17 protein-coding genes are annotated in these 17,113 nt (G+C 73.7%); 10 read left to right on the top strand and 7 right to left on the bottom strand.

The window, feature by feature from the left end:
* Positions 1-44: 44 nt before the first annotated feature.
* The 4 genes from NE235_RS22960 to NE235_RS22945 all read left to right on the top strand — a co-directional run bounded on the left by NE235_RS22960 (position 45) and on the right by NE235_RS22945 (position 4,042).
* Positions 45-608: a zf-HC2 domain-containing protein gene (locus NE235_RS22960; protein ID WP_252806309.1), complete on the top strand. Its 564-nt coding sequence runs from the start codon at positions 45-47 to the stop codon at positions 606-608.
* The gene (locus NE235_RS22955; protein WP_252806307.1) at positions 605-1,678 is read left to right on the top strand and encodes a sigma-E factor regulatory protein RseB domain-containing protein; all 1,074 of its coding nucleotides are present in this window, start codon (positions 605-607) and stop codon (positions 1,676-1,678) included. Before NE235_RS22960 ends, NE235_RS22955 begins: the two co-directional genes overlap by 4 nt.
* 170 nt (positions 1,679-1,848) lie before the next feature.
* Entirely contained in the window at positions 1,849-3,636 is a 1,788-nt protein-coding gene (locus tag NE235_RS22950; protein ID WP_252806305.1) for a S1C family serine protease, read from the top strand.
* Positions 3,637-3,715: 79 nt separating this feature from the next.
* On the top strand, positions 3,716-4,042 hold the full coding sequence (locus tag NE235_RS22945; protein ID WP_252806304.1) for a sec-independent translocase: 327 nt from the start codon (positions 3,716-3,718) through the stop codon (positions 4,040-4,042).
* 58 nt (positions 4,043-4,100) lie between these two features.
* Here the strand turns inward: NE235_RS22945 and NE235_RS22940 are convergent, their stop codons facing one another.
* Genes NE235_RS22940 through NE235_RS22925 form a run of 4 tightly spaced genes read right to left on the bottom strand, consistent with a single transcriptional unit; the run spans position 4,101 to position 8,122 of the window.
* Positions 4,101-4,967 (bottom strand): glycoside hydrolase family 16 protein, encoded by an 867-nt coding sequence (locus NE235_RS22940; protein ID WP_252806302.1) that lies wholly within the window; start codon positions 4,965-4,967, stop codon positions 4,101-4,103.
* A 58-nt stretch (positions 4,968-5,025) separates the two neighbouring features.
* Positions 5,026-6,162, bottom strand: coding sequence for an Mrp/NBP35 family ATP-binding protein (locus NE235_RS22935; RefSeq protein ID WP_252806299.1), 1,137 nt, complete (start codon positions 6,160-6,162; stop codon positions 5,026-5,028).
* A gap of 20 nt (positions 6,163-6,182) precedes the next feature.
* On the bottom strand, positions 6,183-6,752 hold the full coding sequence (locus NE235_RS22930) for a DUF1003 domain-containing protein (protein WP_252806297.1): 570 nt from the start codon (positions 6,750-6,752) through the stop codon (positions 6,183-6,185).
* Positions 6,749-8,122: a magnesium transporter MgtE N-terminal domain-containing protein gene (locus tag NE235_RS22925; RefSeq protein WP_252806295.1), complete on the bottom strand. Its 1,374-nt coding sequence runs from the start codon at positions 8,120-8,122 to the stop codon at positions 6,749-6,751. The genes NE235_RS22930 and NE235_RS22925 overlap by 4 nt, the downstream gene beginning before the upstream one ends.
* Positions 8,123-8,432: 310 nt before the next feature.
* Between NE235_RS22925 and NE235_RS22920 the strand changes: the two genes are divergently transcribed.
* The 3 genes from NE235_RS22920 to NE235_RS22910 are packed head-to-tail and all read left to right on the top strand — an operon-like array spanning position 8,433 to position 11,267.
* Positions 8,433-8,984 carry an RNA polymerase sigma factor gene (locus NE235_RS22920; protein ID WP_252806293.1) on the top strand — a complete coding sequence of 184 codons (552 nt, stop codon included), beginning with the start codon at positions 8,433-8,435 and terminating at the stop codon, positions 8,982-8,984.
* On the top strand, positions 8,984-9,967 hold the full coding sequence (locus NE235_RS22915; protein ID WP_252806291.1) for a CU044_5270 family protein: 984 nt from the start codon (positions 8,984-8,986) through the stop codon (positions 9,965-9,967). The genes NE235_RS22920 and NE235_RS22915 overlap by 1 nt, the downstream gene beginning before the upstream one ends.
* Positions 9,968-10,013: 46 nt before the next feature.
* Complete coding sequence (locus NE235_RS22910; protein WP_252806289.1) at positions 10,014-11,267, top strand: beta propeller repeat protein; 1,254 nt, start codon at positions 10,014-10,016, stop codon at positions 11,265-11,267.
* Between the two features lie 21 nt (positions 11,268-11,288).
* Here the strand turns inward: NE235_RS22910 and NE235_RS22905 are convergent, their stop codons facing one another.
* A complete protein-coding gene (locus NE235_RS22905; RefSeq protein ID WP_252806287.1) occupies positions 11,289-11,801 on the bottom strand; it encodes a hypothetical protein in 513 nt (170 codons plus the stop codon).
* 79 nt (positions 11,802-11,880) lie between these two features.
* Positions 11,881-13,503, bottom strand: coding sequence for an alkaline phosphatase PhoX (locus NE235_RS22900; RefSeq protein WP_252806286.1), 1,623 nt, complete (start codon positions 13,501-13,503; stop codon positions 11,881-11,883).
* A 339-nt stretch (positions 13,504-13,842) separates the two neighbouring features.
* Between NE235_RS22900 and NE235_RS22895 the strand changes: the two genes are divergently transcribed.
* The 3 genes from NE235_RS22895 to NE235_RS22885 all read left to right on the top strand — a co-directional run bounded on the left by NE235_RS22895 (position 13,843) and on the right by NE235_RS22885 (position 16,325).
* The gene (locus NE235_RS22895) at positions 13,843-14,781 is read left to right on the top strand and encodes an HpcH/HpaI aldolase/citrate lyase family protein (protein ID WP_252806381.1); all 939 of its coding nucleotides are present in this window, start codon (positions 13,843-13,845) and stop codon (positions 14,779-14,781) included.
* A 61-nt stretch (positions 14,782-14,842) separates the two neighbouring features.
* Positions 14,843-15,463, top strand: a complete 621-nt coding sequence (locus NE235_RS22890; RefSeq protein ID WP_252806284.1) for a DUF6758 family protein — start codon at positions 14,843-14,845, stop codon at positions 15,461-15,463.
* A gap of 7 nt (positions 15,464-15,470) precedes the next feature.
* On the top strand, positions 15,471-16,325 hold the full coding sequence (locus NE235_RS22885; RefSeq protein ID WP_252806281.1) for a PHP domain-containing protein: 855 nt from the start codon (positions 15,471-15,473) through the stop codon (positions 16,323-16,325).
* Positions 16,326-16,445: 120 nt separating this feature from the next.
* Here the strand turns inward: NE235_RS22885 and NE235_RS22880 are convergent, their stop codons facing one another.
* Positions 16,446-17,063, bottom strand: a complete 618-nt coding sequence (locus tag NE235_RS22880; protein WP_252806279.1) for a LysE family translocator — start codon at positions 17,061-17,063, stop codon at positions 16,446-16,448.
* Between the last annotated feature and the right edge of the window lie 50 nt (positions 17,064-17,113).

Raw genomic sequence — 17,113 nt, 5'->3', positions numbered from 1 at the left:
GGGCGGAGCGGAGGCCCCGCGCCCCGGGCGACCGGGGAGGCCGGATGAGCGGCGGTCATCTGGGAGAGCGGCTCACCGCGCTGGTCGACGGCGAGCTCGGGCACCACGAACGCGAGAAGGCGCACCGTCACCTCGCCGCCTGCGCGGAGTGCCGCGCCGAGGCCGAGGCGCTGCGCTGCCTGAAGAAGCGCCTGCGGGCGCTGAACGACACGATGCCCTCCGAGGGCCTCCTGCGCCGTCTGGAGGCCATGGGCGAGCCGGGGGACCCCCTTCCGCCACCCGTCCCCCGGCTGCCCGGTCAGGCCCGCCCCCCGGCCGTCGCGCGGCCCGGCGACGTCGCCGCCCGGACCCGGCCGTCCGACAATCGTCCCCGCCGCGCGGCCGCCGCCCGGCGCCGGCTGCCGCGCGGGCGCTACCTCATCGCGGGCGCGGCCACGCTGGCGGTGCTGGGCGTCGGCTCGGCGGCGTTCGCCGCGGGAGCCGACCCCGGCTCGCTGCCGCGCGTCACGCCGTCCGTCGAGCAGTTCGCCGTCGAGCACGCCCTGACCTCCGGGGACGTCCCGCTGACCGACCCGCGGCCCGAGGTCACGGCCGGCGATCACCCGTGAGCGGCCGGACCTCGCACCAGTCGTGGCTGGCGGGCGGCCTCGCCACGGCGCTGCTGATGCTGTGGTTCGTGACCACCGGCGACACCGCCAGCGGCGCGCGGCTGCGGTCCGACCCGGAGGCCCTGCGGCTGCTGCGGGGCGCGGAGGGGGCCGCGCGCGACACCGCGTACGAGGGTGTGCAGTACATCACGTCCTGGAGCCGCAGCGGCATGTCGACCACATCGCTGGTCAACGTCGCCCACGTGCCCGGGCAGGGCACCCGGATGCGGGTGCAGAGCACCACCGCGGAGCAGGGCGGCCAGATGTTCGAGGCCGACGACTCGCAGCAGGCCCGGGGCGGCCTGACGGGGTACACCCCGACGATGCTCGACCTGCTCGCCCGCAACTACGCCGTCGTCCAGGCCGGCGAGGGCCAGGTCTGCGGCCGGACCACCACGATCATCGAGGCGCGCCGCGCCGACGGGACCGCCGCCGGCCGGTTCCACATCGACCGCTCGACCGGCCTCATGCTCCGCCGTGAGCTCCTCGACCAGCAGGGCCGCGCGGTCAACCTCACCTTCTTCACCGAGATGCGGCCGTCGGCGCCGAAGACGATGTTCGTGGCGGCCTCCGCGCCGCAGACCGTCGAGGCGCCCTGGACGCATCGGCTGGCCGGCGCCGACCTGGGCGCGCTGCGCTATCGCGGCTGGCCGGTGCAGTCCGCCCTGCCGGGGCACCTGAGCCTGTACGACGCGCGGCAGCAGGACGCGGGCGGTCCGGTCGTGCACCTCAGCTACTCCGACGGGCTCTCGGTCGTCTCGGTGTTCGTCCAGCGCGGTGTGCTCGACCCGAGCAGCGTGCGGAGCTGGCACAAGACCACGCGCGGCGGCCGGACGGTCTACCTCCGCGACACCGTCCAGCAGCGGGCGGTGTGGGCCGGCCGCGGCTACGTCTACACGCTTCTCGCGGACGCGCCGCCGCCCGTCGTCGACCAGGCCGTGGCCGCGTTGCCGCACGGCGACACGGGATTCTGGGGCCGCATCGGCCGGGGGCTGGACCGGCTGACATCGTGGGCCAACCCGTTTGACTGATCGGTGAGGATCGCGTTTTGTAGGGCGTTCAGGTGGATGTGGCCACGGGTGAGGTAACGCGATGACCCGAATGGTCCGGTGGCCCGGGTCGCTTATGCTCGCCACATGCCCTGCCCGGCAGTGTGGAACGCTGAAGCAAAGTTCATGCGCGGTACGCAAGGAGCTTGTTCATGACGGATGACAGCCGCGCGCCCGGGGGGTCCGCGCCGGACGACGGCCGGGTGCGCGGGCCGCACGCCGGGGACGAGGACGGCACCCTGAGCTTGACCGACCAGCTGCTGGTGTCCGGTCCACCACGCTATGAGGGCATGGCGCCGCCGGACCCGGGAGCGTCCTCGTACGGCGAGGAGGGCCGGTCGTACGGCTCGGCCGCGGTCCCCGGTCAGGGCGGGCCGGTGACGCCGCCCGAGCGGAACGGCCGTCCGGGCTACGAGCAGGGCGGGCCGGGTTATGAGCAGGGCGGCCCCGGATACCCGGGCCAGGGGGGCTCCGGATTCGCGGGCTCCGGGGGCGCGGGAGGCTCGGCGGGCTTCGACCAGGGCCGTCCGGGACAAGGCGTTCAGGGACAAGGCGTTCAGGGACAAGGTGGCCAGGGCGGTGCCGCGGGCTACGAGCAGAGCGGTCCGGGATACGCCGGGGAAGGCCGTCCGGCGTACACCGGTCAGGGCGCCGCGGGTCCCGGGTACGCCGGCGGGCCGGGAGAGCAGGGGCCGCCCCGGCCGATCTTCACGCCGCACGACCAGCCGCAGCCGTCCCCCGTCCCCTACGCCTGGGGCACGCCGCCGGGTGGCCCCGGCGGGACCGCCCCCAACTGGGCGCCCGTGCCCGCCGCCCGGCCGGGCGAACGCTCCGGGCCGGTCATGGGGGTCTTCGTGGCCGTCGCGGTGATGGTCGCGCTGATCGCCGGTGCCCTGGGCGCGGGCATCGGCGTGGTCGCCACCCGTGACAACGGTCCCAAGGCCGTCGACCTGGGCGGTGGGTCGTCCACCGGGGCCAAGAACCGCGCTCCGGGATCCGTCGCCGGGATCGCCGGGCGCGTCGTGCCCAGCGTCGTAATGATCAAGGTGGCGAACGCCACCGAGGGCGGCGCGGGCACCGGCTTCATCGTCAACGGCGGCTACATCGTCACCAACAACCACGTGGTCGCGCCGGCCGCCCAGGGCGGCACGATGCAGGTGGTGTTCAACGACGGCAAGACGACCTCGGCGAGCATCGTGGGCCGCGACCCCAACTCCGACATCGCCGTGATCAAGCCCACCACGCTCGACGGCCGCCCGGCGCTCCTCCTCGGCGACTCCGCGGGGCTCGCCGTCGGTGACCCGGTCATCGCGATCGGCTCGCCGCTCGGCCTGGCCGGCACGGTGACCACCGGCATCGTCAGCGCGCTCAACCGTCCGGTCACCACGAGCGGTGAGGGCGGCGAGGCCGCCTACATCAGCGCCGTGCAGACCGACGCGGCCATCAACCCCGGCAACTCCGGCGGCCCGCTGGTCGACTCCCAGGGCCGCGTGATCGGGGTCAACTCCGCGATCGCCACGCTCGGCGGCCAGTCCCTCGGCGGCGAGAAGCAGCAGAGCGGCAGCATCGGCCTGGGCTTCGCGATCCCGAGCAACCAGGTCAAGCGGGTCGCCGAGCAGCTGATCAAGGGCGGCAAGGTCACCCACCCGATCATCGGCGCCTGCATGGACATGTCCTACCAGGGCAGCGGCGCGCGCATCGCGACCAGCAACTCGGCGACGCAGTGCAAGGGCGGCGCGATCACGCCGGGCGGCCCGGCGGAGAAGGCCGGGCTGAAGGCGGGCGACGTCATCACGTCCTTCGCCGGCAAGTCGATCGGCGGTGCCGACGAGCTGATCGTCGCGATCCGCAGCAAGTCGCCCGGCGACACGGTGCCGGTCGTCTACACCCGTGGCGGGCAGAGCAGGACCGTCCAGCTGACCCTCGCGGCCGGGAACTAGTGGAGACCGCGGATCCCGGCGCGGTTAAGCTGGGATCCGCGGCTCCGCTGACGAGCCGCGGCCACCGTATGGAGGACTGGTGTTCGGCGTAGGGTTCGGTGAGGGCGCGGTCCTCGTGGTACTGGCCATCATCATCTTCGGCCCGGACCAGCTCCCCAGGGTCGCGGCCCAGGCGGGGCGGGCCCTGCGGCAACTGCGCACGATGGCCAACAGCGCCAAGCAGGACCTGCAGGAGGGGCTGGGCCCGGAGTTCGCGGACTTCGACCTCGCCGACCTGAATCCGCGCCGGTTCGTGACCAAGCACCTGCTGGACGACCTCGACGACCTCGACGTGCGGGAGCCCGCGCGCGACGACTCGGTCCTGCCGTACGGCGAGCGCCCGCCGTACGACCCCGAGGCCACCTGACCCGGCGGCCACCTCACTCCACGGCCGTGACCCGCGGTGGGCGGACGCTCCCGGGGCGTCAGCGGCGGCCCGCGGGCGCGCGGAACACCCGCACCCAGTCGACCTCCATGGTGACGCGCTGCGGCGTGCTCGCCATCCGGTGGAACCCGTCCGCCGTCTCGTTCCGCAGGTTGAGGTGCATGTCCGCCTGCTTCGGGACGTACGGCCCCTGGTAGTCCCAGACGACCTCGCCGTCCACCCAGAACCTCAGCTTCGCCGGCAGCCAGTCCACGGCCACCGTGTGCCAGCGGGTGAAGTCGACGCGGGCGATCTTGCTCAGCTGCCGGTCCTGCGCGCCGTGGTGGATGAACAGCCCGCCCGTACGCCGGGTGCCGTCGATGATCTCGGCGAAGTCGATCTCCGCCCACTCCGGTGACCCGAGCCGCGTCGGCCACAGGAAGGCGGTCGCGGAGTACCCGCTGCCGCGGTCGGCCCGGATGCGCGCCTCCCAGCGGCCGTACGTCTGGGCCAGGCGCGAGACGACGCCCGCGGACTGGTCCCGGCCGCCGTACAGCCCGCCGACGAGCCGCAGGCGCCCGTCCGCCACGTGCACGCCGGCGGGCGAACCCGGATGGGAGCGGGCGTTCGGCGCGTCGTAGACCTGCCACTTACGCGGGTCCAGCCGGGCCCCGCCGAAGTCGTCGTACAGGACGGGACGGCCCCACCGGCCGTACGGGCGGGGCGACGGGGTGCCGCGCGGCCGGATCACCCGCAGCTCGTCGGACGAGCCGGGCGACGGGGTGGCGGAGACCGTGCCGCCGCCGGCCGCCGGAGCGGATGGTGACACGGCAGGCGGCGCGGCGACGCGCCCGTGCCCGCCGGTCGAGCAGCCGGCGGCCACGACCGCTAAGGCCAGGACGGCCGTACGAGCGGAACGAAGTGCCATGGGCACACGTAATCACGCCCGCACGGCCGGTCAAGCGAAGACGCGGACTAAGAATCGGTCACGCGCGGTTCGGGCTGAGCCCAAGCTGCCGGCCGCGCAGGCTCTTCGCCCGGCCCGAGAGCCGGTCGGCGATGGCCCGCAGCTCCTTGGCCGCCGGGCCGTCCGGGTCGTCGAGCACGATCGGCAGGCCGGCGTCGCCGCCCTCCCGCAGGCGCACGTCGATCGGGACCTGGCCGAGCAGCGGCACCGACGTGCCGAGCGTCCGGGTCAGCGCGTCGGCGACGGTCTGCCCGCCGCCGGAGCCGAACACGTCGACCGGCTCGCCGCAGTGCGGGCAGGGCAGGTAGGACATGTTCTCGATCACGCCGGCGACGGTCTGGTGCGTCTGCGCGGAGATCGCGCCCGCGCGCTCGGCGACCTCGGCGGCGGCCTGCTGCGGCGTGGTCACGACGAGGATCTCCGCCGCGGGCAGCAGCTGGGCAACCGAGATGGCGATGTCGCCGGTGCCGGGCGGCAGGTCCATCAGCAGGACGTCCAGGTCGCCCCAGTAGACGTCGGCGAGGAACTGCTGCAGCGCGCGGTGCAGCATCGGGCCGCGCCACACGACCGGCGCGTTGCCCTCGGTGAACATGCCGATCGAGATGACCTTCACGCCGTGGGAGTTCGGCGGCATGATCATCTGCTCGACCTGGGTAGGCCGGCCGGTCACCCCGAGCATACGGGGGACGGAGTGGCCGTAGATGTCGGCGTCGACGACGCCCACCTTGCGGCCCTGCGCGGCCATGGCGGCCGCGAGGTTCACCGTCACGGAGGACTTTCCGACGCCGCCCTTGCCGCTCGCCACGGCGTACACGCGGGTCAGGGAGTTCGGCTTGGCGAAGGGGATCTCCTTCGGAGCCTGCCCGCCGCGGAGTTTCGTCTGCAGGGCGGAACGCTGCTCCTCGCTCATCACGTCCAGGTCGACGCGTACGCCGGTGACGCCGGGGATCTTGGAGACGGCGGCGGTGACGTCGCGCGTGATCGTGTCGCGGAGCGGGCAGCCGGCGACCGTGAGGTACACGCCGACCGTCACGGAGCCGTCGGCGGCCACGTCGACGCCCTTGATCATGTCGAGCTCGGTGATCGGACGGCGGATCTCCGGGTCGTTCACCGTCGCGAGTGCCGCGGTCACCTGCTCGATCGTGGGGGAGGCCATGCCCCCATGTTATTTACCGGTCAGTCGGCGGGCGAACCCAGCTCGCCGGGACCGGACGACCGGTGGTCGCGCCACTCATGCCCGGGACGGCGCCCGTCGAGCTCTTTGAGCAGGTGCGCCAGCTCGTCGCGGATCCAGTCGCGGGTGGCGACCTCGTTCATCGCCATCCGCAGGCTCGCGATCTCCCGGGTGAGGTACTCGGTATCGGAGACGCTCCGCTCGTTGCGGGCGCGGTCCTGCTCGTACTGCACGCGGTCGCGGTCGTCCTGCCGGTTCTGCGCGAGCAGGATCAGCGGCGCGGCGTACGACGCCTGCAGTGACAGCATCAGGGTCAGGAAGATGAACGGGTACGGATCCCAGCGCAGGAACGCGGGGGCGAAGGTGTTCCAGCCGAGCCAGAGCACGATGAACGCCGTCATGTAGACGAGGAACCGCGCCGTGCCGAGGAACCGCGCGATCCGCTCGGAGAACTGGCCGAACGCCTCCGGGTCGTAGTACAGCCGCGGCGAGATCGTACGGCGGTACTCCCGCGGCTGGTCGAGACGCCCGAACCGCTGCTCGTCGCGGTTCCGGCCGAGCGCGGTGCTCACGGCCGCCTCCCGTCACCCGATGCCGCCGCGCCGCGCGGCACCCTGTCCTCTTCGGCGGCGCGGCGCAGCGCCTCCTCCTCTTCGTCGGCCTCCTCCACCGGCGGGTCCATGACGCTCTCCCGCCAGTCGTCGGGCAGCAGGTGATCGAGGACGTCGTCGACGGTGACGGTGCCGAGCAGGTGCCCGCCCTCGTCGACGATCGGAACGGACACGAGGTTGTACGTCGCGAGATAGCTGGCGACCGCCTCCAGCGAGCGCGACGGCCGCAGCGGGTCCAGTTCGGTGTCGCAGATGGCGCTGACCAGCGTCGGCGGGGGTTCGCGGAGCAGCCGCTGGAAGTGCACGGTGCCGAGGTAGCGGCCGGTGGGCGTGGCGGTCGGCGGGCGGCAGACGTACACCTGCGCGGCCAGCGCGGGGTTCAGGTCGGCGTTGCGGATCAGTGCCAGGGCCTCCGCGACGGTCGCGTCCGGCGACACGATCACCGGATCGGTGGTCATCATGCCGCCCGCGCTGTTGTCGGCGTAGGTCAGCAGCCGGCGCACCGGCGCGGCCTCCTCCGGCTGCATCAGCGCGAGCAACTGCTCGCGCTGCTCCGCCGGCAGCTCGCCGAGCAGGTCGGCCGCGTCGTCCGGGCCCATCTCCTCCAGCACGTCGGCGGCCCGGTCGACGCCCAGCTCACCGAGGATCTCCACCTGGTCGTCCTCCGGCAGTTCCTCCAGGACGTCGGCGAGGCGCCGGTCGTCGAGCGCGGCGGCGACCTCGGCGCGCCGTTTCGCCGACAGCTCGTGCACGACGTTCGCCAGGTCGGGGGCGCGCATCTGCTCGAACGCGGCGATGAGGTTCGCGGCGCCCTGCTTCTCCTCGACCATCGTCAGGCCGCTGACCTGGTCCCAGTCGGTGACGAACGTCTCACCGCGCCGCCGCCGCAGGCCCAGCCGGGAGCCCCGGCCGTTCGGATGCTCGACGCGGCGCACCGCCACCTTCATGATCAGCCAGTCGCGGGTCCGGGTCTGCTCCATGCCCAGGTCGAGCACGATCGCCTTCTCGCCGGTCTCCTTCAGCTCGACGGTCCGGTCGAGCAGCTCGCCGATCGCCAGGGTCTCGGACTCGCGTTTCTCGAACCGGCGCATGTTGATCCGGCCATCGAAGATCACCGCGCCGGCGTCGATGTTCGTCACCCGCGTGATCGGCAGGAAGACGAGACGATGCGGCGGAACCTCGACCACGAGGCCGAGCACCCGCGGCGGCCGCGGCGGCGGGCGGAGCGCGACGACGACGTCCCGCGCCCGGCCGATCTGGTCCCCGGCGGGGTCGAACACCGCGATTCCCGCCAGGCGCGCGATGAACACGCGCGACGGCGTTCCGGTCATAGGTCGAAGGCTATCTATACGCGTCCTGTCTCCAGGTAAAGGCCGATCTATTCCCTGGGAGCCGGCAGATGGCGCGCACCCGTCGGGGAGGCAGCGGCCCCCGGCGGGCCACGGGCACGCGGCACCGGGGCGGGCCGCGAACCCGGTCAAGCGGCCGGCGAACGCGAACGCGCCGGTCCGTCCGGTGACCGCGCCGAGGATTCCGAGCCGCCGCGACGTGTGCGCGAGATGACGTGCGCGCGAGATGAAGAGAATCTCGGCTGCGGGCGAGTACCAGGTGACCGCAACCTTCGAAGGAAGCCGATGCCTGTTGAAACAGCAGACCGTTCTCCTCGGGCGGGACGACCCCGAGTGGTTCACCGTCCTCTACGACCGCTACGCCGAGGACGTCCACCGGTACATCGCCGGGCGCCTGGGGCGTGAGCACGCCGACGACCTGACCGCCGACGTGTTCCTCGTCGCGTTCCGCAAGAGGTCGTCGTTCGATCCCGACCGCGGTTCCGTCAAGCCCTGGCTGTTCGGGATCGCCACCAAGACCGTGTCCCGGCACCGGCGCAGTGAGGGCCGGCGGCTCAAGGCGATGTCCCGGGTCGGTGCCGAGCGGGCGGCCGACGGCGACGAGGACGGCGTCACAACCCGGGTGGCGGCCCAGCGGGCCGGACCGCGGCTGGCGAACGCCATCAGGGAACTGTCCCAGGCCGACCGGGACGTGCTGTTCCTGACCGCGCTGGGCGGTCTCGGCTACCAGGAGGTCGCCGAGGCCCTCGGCGTCCCCACCGGGACCGTCGGCTCCCGCCTCAACCGGGCCAGGCGTCAACTGCGCAAGGCCCTCGGTGACGTGAATCCCGCGAAGGAGAACTGATGGAGGAGCTCGAACTCGTGAAACGGATGTTCACCGAGCCCCGGCCCGCGCCCTCGGTGCTCGCCGCCGGCCGCGAACGCGTCGCCCGCGGGACACGCCCCCGTACGCGGCGGGCCGCGCCGTTCTGGGCCGCCGGCGTCGCGCTGGGCGCGGTGGCGGCCACGGTCGCCGTGGTGACCGTCGGGAGCGGCGGATCGGGTGACCCGGCGACGCGGCCGTCGATCCGCCTGAGCGCCGCGCAGGAGGTCCTCTCCAAGGCCGCGAGCGGCGCGGAACGAGAGCCGGCCCTGACCCCCCGGCCGAGCCAGTGGGTCTACTACCGGTTCGCCGGCTACGACCCCAAGAGGAAGGAGCCGGTCTATCGCGGCGAGGGCTGGCAGCGGCTCGACGGCCGGCAGGACGCGAGCCGGGTCGGTGGGCGGATCGTCGTCGGCGGCCCCGCGACCCCCGAGCCGGAGATCTCCACGCCGCTGGGCGCGTGGCGCCGGCTCGCCGGGCTGCCGACCGAGCCACGCGCGATGCTGGCCGCCCTCCGCGACGCACCGGGCCTTCCCCCGGGCGGCCCCGCCTCGGCCGACGAGCGGGCGTTCGCGGGCGCCGCCGAACTGCTGTGGAACTCCCCGCTGGGAGCACCACCGAAGGTGCAGTCCGCTCTGTACCGGGCGCTGGCCACACTGCCCGGCGTCCGCGCCGACAGGGCCGCGGACGCAGTGGGGGAGCCCGCCGTCGGCCTGTCCCTTCCCCACACGGAGGAGATCCTCTTCGATCCGCGGACCTACCGGTACCTGGGCGGGCGGCTGGTCAGCGACGGCGTCCAGAAGCAGCGCCCGCAGCCGCCGGCGGGCCTGTCCCCGGCCAAGCGCAGGGCCTGGGACCGGTGGGCCGGTGACCCGGCGAACTACCGTGTCCCGCCGGCGGGGGCCCTCGTGAGCTCACGGCTCCGGCCCGTCGTGAAGCTCGTCGACCGGCCGGGGAGCCGGTAGCGGCGTGGAAGAGCACACGGACCACCTACGAGAGAGGAATTCCCTCATGTCCGTTCGATGGAGCGCCGTGGCCGTCATGGCGATCATGTCGGCCGCGCTGACGGCGGTCGTACCGGTCGCGTCGGGCGACCCGTTGCGGCATGCCACCGTGGCAGGGGCGGCGTCCCCGGCGGCCGAGGCGGCGACCTCGCCGCCATGGCGCCTCGACGACGTACCGGTCCAGGGCCGGGCCAACCTGGTCGGGGTCACGGCGGTGGCCCGTGACGACGCCTGGGCCGTGGGCTTCACCGTCACCGGCAAGGCGGCCGCCGCCACGGCGGAGGGGTCGTCCGCCGCCACCGGCCGGATGCGGGCCGCCGTCCAGGCCGACCAATGCGATGACCACGGTCTCCCGTCGCTGGCCCTGCACTGGGACGGCGCGTCATGGAGTCAGGCGCCGATCCCCGACTCGGGGCGCCTCACCTCGGTCAGCGCGTCGGGGCCGGGGAACGTGTGGGCGGCGGCGGACTGCGGCGTCCTGCACTGGGACGGCCGGACCTGGGCACGGACCTCACCCGTCTCGATCCCCGGCACGGACGGCGCCGACCTCACCGGAATCAAGGCCGTCGGCGCGGACGACGTCTGGCTGTCCGGAACGGCGTGGAACGGCACGACAGGAAAGGATCACGGCTTCGTCCAGCACTGGGACGGCTCACGGTGGCGCCTCGTCCCGCTTCCCGCGCTCGGTGACGATTTCGACATCAGCGGCGTCGACGCGCGGGGACCGCAGGACGTCTGGGTCGCGGGCACGGACCACACCGGCTACGAGACCCACGCCGAACGGCTGCTGCTCCTGCACTGGAACGGTCACGGCTGGAAACGGTTCGCCGAGCCCGCGAACACCATGTGGCGGAAGAACGCCGTCCGCGTCCGGGCGGTCGCGAGTGACGACGTCTGGCTCGCCGTCATAGGCCGGCGCGTTCCGGACGGGAACGACATACGCCGTCCACTGCTGTTGCACTGGGACGGGACCGCGTGGGCCGACACCCACGCGCCGGAGGAACGCGGCGACCTGCACGACGTCGCGGCCGACGGTCGTACGGTCCTGGCGGCCGGCGACACCTGGTCGCCCCTGGACGTCGAGTACGAGGCCTACGCGCGGCGCTGGACCGGCGACGGCTGGACGCCCGCGCCGCTCCCCGCGCCGGGGCAGGCGTCCATCGCGGCGCTGGCGCCTATTCCCGGCGGCGGGATGTGGGCGGTGGGCGCGACCGGAGACGAGCAGACCATGCGGCCGTTCATCGCCCGCTCCGGGCACTGACGTCCCGCCCGGAGGACGGCGTCAGCGGTCGGAGGGGCGGCGCCGGCCGCCGACCATGAACGGCGGCCGGCCGGCGGAGGTCGCGGGGCTGGGCACGGGGCGTACGGCGGCGTAGTCGGCGGGCATCTCCCCGGGCGCCTCGACGACCTCGCCGGTCGGCGTCAGCCGCATGACGTACGCCTCGTCCGCCCAGCGTTCGGTCTGCGCCTCGCCGTCGGGGGCGTTCAGGCGCTCCTTGGCCAGCAGCGGGACCACCGCCTCCCACTCCTCCGAGTGCGGCTTGGCCTCGCTCACCGCGGCGACCCAGGAGACGATGCGGCCCCCCTTGTCCTTGCTGCGGACCGTGACGGTGACGCGCTCGGCCTCCGGCAGGCCCGGCAGCGGCTGTTCGATGCCGCCGGTCACGACGTAAGCGGCCCCGTCGTGCCAGAGGTGCCAGGCGGCGCGCGGCTGGGGAAGGTCGGGCAGGGCCAGCCAGATCAGCCCCGACCGCCGGGTGGCCTCTTCGACGAGCGCGGTGGTGGGATCGCTCATGAACCCCACCTTTTCACGGCGGGCACGCGACGCGGGACCCGCCGTCCGGCGGGTCCCGCGCCCTGCGCTCCGCCGCGGACTAGTCCTGAGTGATCTCCCAGGTGGTGTTGTCGCCGTGCTGCTGGGTCCAGAAGATCCGCCAGTCGCCGTGGAACGGGCGGGGCCTCTTCTCCCCGAGGAGCCCGGCGACGGTCGGGTCGCCGTCGGAGACGTGGATCCCGGTGATCTCGTTGTCGCCGTCGTTCTGGAACCCGTTGCCCAGCGCCGACCAGGCCGAGTCGATCGTCGCCGACGGGTCGCGGCCCTCCGCCAGGAACCGTACGGGCTGCCGGCCCTTGGCGTAGTCGGTGTTCAGGTCGAACAGGTAGGCCGAGTCGAACGCTCCGCGCTGGGAGTGCAGCGTGTCACCGGCGTCCTCGACCACGGCGACGTGGTCCCGGTCGACGAACGCGATGTTGTCCAGCCCGGTGTGCTCCTGGTCGCCGTTGTAGAAGATCGTCAGTTTGCCGTGGTCGGCGGCCGGGTCGGTCTGGGTGAGCCGGTAGATCCCGCCCCAGCCGCCGTACGCGCCGTTGGCCTTGCTCGTCGCGTTCGTGTCACCGGTCTCGCTGAAGAAGAACTCACGGAAGTCGGCGCCCGGGCGGAACACGCCGTTCTCCGGCCGCTTGAACGGTGTCGCCTTCGCCGCCTTGGCCAGGGCGTTCGCGTCGAACGGCGTGCTCGAGGCGTCACCCTGGTGGAGCGTCACCCAGCGGGTCTCGAAGACGGTGCCGTACGTGTGCAGGTCCTTGGTGTCGTCGGAGAACACCGCGCCGGCCGGGTGCGCCGCGTCGACGGGCGTGAAGCCGATCGGCTGCCCGTTGCGCCGGGAGATCACCTGCAGGGCCTGCAGCGTGCCGCCCTTGGCCAGGTCGCCCTTGTCCCTGGGCACGAACCGGTAGACGAAGCTGTTGGGCAGCTTGGCGGAGGTCCCCGAGGGGGTCGCGCCACCGGCGTCCTCGACGATCCACAGGTTCCCCGCCGAGTCGGTCTGGATGCCCTCGTACCCGCCGCGCCCGAGGAGGTTCGAGATGTCCTGGACCTTGGCGCCGACGTCGGGGTCGCTCTGCCAGACGCCGCCCTTCGCGCCCTCCTCGGAGGTGAGCAGGAGCTTCTTGGCGAACGGGTTCCACGTCGACCCGTCGAAGGCGGGCAGGTCCGTGCCGTCGGTGGTCTTCGTGGCCAGCAGCGTCACGCGGTGCGCGGCGTCGGCGTCCAGGTTGATCCGGGTGATCTGGCCGGGGCCGTGCTCGTGCCCCTGGAACAGGAAGTGCGTGCCGTAGTCGTACGCCGGGTCGGCGCCGTGCAGGCCACGGAGCCGCAGGTAGGTGTTCTTGTCCGGCTCGGACTTGGTGGCCTCGACGTTGTGCCCGGAGGACTGCGTGGCACCGGGCTGCGGCAGCAGCGGGCCGTCCGCGTGGTAGCCGTAGTACGCCGCGTCCCCGGCGGGGTTCTCGATCCGGTCGGAGCCCTGCGCGACGGCGCGCTCCGCCAGGCCGGGCGAGAGCGCGTTCGGCGCCGTGACCCCGGTCGCCTTGGCGGTGGCGGGCACCGACGCCCAGCGGTCGACGCCCCCCGAGGCGTTCGCCGCGCCCGCGGTGAGCGCCACGAGGGCGCTGAGGACCGCCCCGGTCGTGACCGCGCGCCTTGCGTTCTGCTTCATCGTCCTTCTCCATCCCGCTCCCCGGAAGGTGGGGGCGGGATGGAGGAAACCCGTGGCCGGCGTCATCGCCGTGGCGGCGAGGTGTCCTACCGGTGAAACCGGTGGGCCTCCCGGCTTTCTGACGGTACGGGAGAGACCTGGTCAGGCGTTCCCCAGGAGCGGTGTCGGCCACCCGGTCAGAACCCGGACCCAGGCGGGGGGAGGGGCGAGCGCCTCCGGGCCGGTGGGCCGGCGGCAGGAGGTGAGCGCCTCCGGGGCTGCGGGCCGGTGGGCCGGCGGGAGCGGGTGAGCGCCTGCCGGTCGGCGGGTGGGCGGCCGATAACATCCGGGAGCATGCCGATGCGCGCCCGCCGGAGCACCCTCGCCGTGCCCGCCAGCAACCCGCGGTTCATCGAGAAGGCGCGGGGGCTGCCGGTCGATGAGTTCTTCCTCGACCTGGAGGACGCCGTCGCGCGATCGGCCAAGGCGGAGGCGCGGGCGAACGCCGTGGCGGCCCTGCGTGACGGAGGCTGGGGCGACCGGGTCCGCGTCGTGCGGATCAACGACGCGACGACCGGATTCGCCTACCGCGACGTGATCGAGGTGGTGGAGGGCGCGGGCGCGGACCTGGACTGCCTGATGCTGCCGAAGGTCACCTCGCCCGGCGACGTCGTCTGGCTGGACGTCCTGCTCACCCAGATCGAGCGGGCGACCGGCCTGCCCGTGGGCCGCATCGGGATCGAGGCGCAGATCGAGGACGCGCGGGGGCTCACCCACATCGACGAGATCGCCGCCGCGTCGCCCCGCCTGGAGGCGCTGATCTTCGGTCCGGGCGACCTCATGGCGTCGCTCAACATGAAGACGCTGGTCGTGGGCGAGCAGCCGCCCGGCTATACCGAGGGCGACGCGTACCACCACATCCTGATGCGCATCCTGATCGCCGCCCGGGCCCGTGACCTGCAGGCCATCGACGGGCCGTACTTCAACGTCCGCGACGTGGCGGCGTTCACGCGGGCTGCGCGGCGCAGCGCCGCGCTCGGCTTCGACGGCAAGTGGGTGCTGCATCCGGCCCAGATCGAGGCCTGCAACGAGGTCTTCTCCCCGTCTCAGGACGACTACGACCACGCCGAGCTGATCCTCGACGCGCACGACCACGCGACCAGGGTGCGGGGCCGGGGTGCGGCGATGCTCGGCGACGAGATGATCGACGAGGCGTCCCGGAAGATGGCCCTGGTGATCGCCGCGAAGGGCCGCGCCGCGGGACTGCGGCGCGCGAAGAAGTTTGAGGCCCCCGAATAGTCTTTTAGGACACCCGGAAACCGCGACTGACCCCCTCGGGGCGGCGGGAGCGTGATTGATCATGAGGGCCGCGCCCATCTGCCCGCGGTGCCGCGGGCCCGTGACCCCGCCGAACGCCTGGTCGAGCGCCTGGACCTGCACGGTTCACGGCGAGGTCTGCCCGCTGCGCCCGCCGCGGCGGCCCTGCGCGGAGGGACTCGAGGTCGTCCGCGCGACCGCGCGGGTTCCGGTGTGGGTGCCCTGGCCACTGCCGCTCGGCTGGCTCGTCACCGGCTTCGCCGACGCGGGCGACGAACGCAGCGGAGGCCGGGCCGTCGCCGTCGCCCTGTCCGGCCCGTCGCCGGTCGGCGGTCCCGCCGACCTCGTCCTCATCGCCGAGGAGCCCGGTATCGGCCTCGGCGCGTCGTACGCCGGGCTGCCCGGTCCCGACCCCGGAGACGGCTTCGGGACCTCGGCGCCCGACGCCAAGGTGCACATCGACGGGCACCCGCTGCCGCTGTGGGCCGTGCCCGGCAGCGACACGGCCGCGTTCGCCGGCGAGGCGCGCGGCAACTGGCTGTGGGCCGTGCTCTGGCCCGCCCCGGCCGGCACGCTGATGCTGGAGGACCTCCGCCTGAGCGACCTGCGCGAGGCCGACCTCGACCTGCCGTACGGGGCGGCGTGCCCCCGGCTGGGTGCATGATCGGACCGTGCGCATCGACCTGCACTCCCACAGCTCCGTGTCGGACGGCACCCAGCCGCCCGCCGACGTCGTCCGCCGCGCCCACGCCGCGGGCGTCGGCGTCCTGGCCCTGACCGACCACGACACCGTCGGCGGCCATCCCGAGGCCGTACGCGCGCTGCCGCCCGGCATGACGCTCGTCCGCGGCATGGAGTTGTCCTGCCGCCTCGGCGGCCGCAGCCTCCACCTGCTGGCGTACCTGTTCGACCCGGGCGAGCCCGCGCTGGCGGCCGAGCGGCGGCGCATCCGCGACGACCGTGCCCACCGGGCGCGCGGCATGGTCGAGCGCCTCGGCCGGCTCGGCGCGCCCGTCACGTGGGAGGCGGTCCAGCGGATCACCGGAGAGTCCGTCCCCGGCCGGCCGCACATCGCCCGCGCCATGGTCGAGGCCGGAGTGGTGACGAGCGTGGAAGCGGCGTTCACACCGGAGTGGATCGGCGCGGGCGGCCGCGCGTACGTCGACCGGTACGCCCTGGACGCCGTCGTCGCGGTGGGGCTGGTCCGCGCGGCCGGGGGCGTACCCGTGCTCGCCCATCCCCGCGCGTCCCGGCGCGGTTACGTGTTCACCGACGAGGAGATCGCGCGACTCGCCGGCGCGGGCCTCGCCGGCGTCGAGACCGACCACCCGGACCACACCGCGGCCGACCGCGCCCACCTGCGCGGACTCGCGGCCGACCTGGGCCTGGTCACGACCGGCGCGAGCGACGACCACGGCGCCCTCACCGGCCACCGTCTCGGCGCGGAGACGACGGCCCCCGAGTCCTACGAGGCCCTCCTGTCCCAGGCCACCGGCGCCAGACCGGACCGCGCCCCGGCCGGCTGAATTCCGCGCATTCGAGCACCTTGACGTCGGCGTTGCCGTAACAGGCCCGGCGAATCGGTCATCGTCCCGTCAACACCGGCGGCAACGTGGCCATGACGGCGGCGAAACCGCCGCCACGGCTCAGAGGGCGGCGGAGCGGGCCAGCATCAGGCCGGCCAGGGCCACGAAGACGACGCCGGACAGGGCGGTGAAGGCGCCCTGCCCCCGGTGGCCGATGCGACGGCCGGAGCGGGCCACCACCAGGGCGATGACCGCCTCCAGGCCGGAGGCGACCACGAACCAGGTCACGGTGAAGGCGCCCAGGCCGGCCGGGCCGGCGAGATGCTCGGCGCGGAGCATCGCGGGCGTACCGGTGGCGAGCCAGAACGTCCACGTCAGCGGGTTGGCGAGGTTGCCGGCCACGCCCTTCCAGAACGCCCATCCCCCGGCGCGCGGGGCCGTCTCCGCACGCCACAGGCGTACGGCGTCCCGTACGGCGCCGATGGCCAGCCAGAGGAAGAAGGCCGCGCCGGCGAGGCCCACCCAGAAGGCGGCCCGGGCGACGGCCGCGATGACCCAGGCGAAGGCCAGCGCCGGTAGCAGCAGGACGACGTCGGCGGTCGCGGAGCCGAGGATCACGCGGAACGCGGCGCCGAAGCCGCGGGTGGCGGCCTCGTTCAGGATGGTGACGAAGATGGGGCCGACGGACAGGGCCGCGCCGACGCCGAGCAGCACGCCGAGCCAGATCACCTCGCCCATCAGCGGTCCTCGGCTGAAACGTACACAGATCGGCTCCTTCGCGGCGTATG

The organism is Actinoallomurus spadix (assembly GCF_024055725.1).
Lineage (GTDB): Bacteria > Actinomycetota > Actinomycetes > Streptosporangiales > Streptosporangiaceae > Actinoallomurus > Actinoallomurus spadix.
This window is presented reverse-complemented; position numbering and strand designations above follow the sequence as displayed.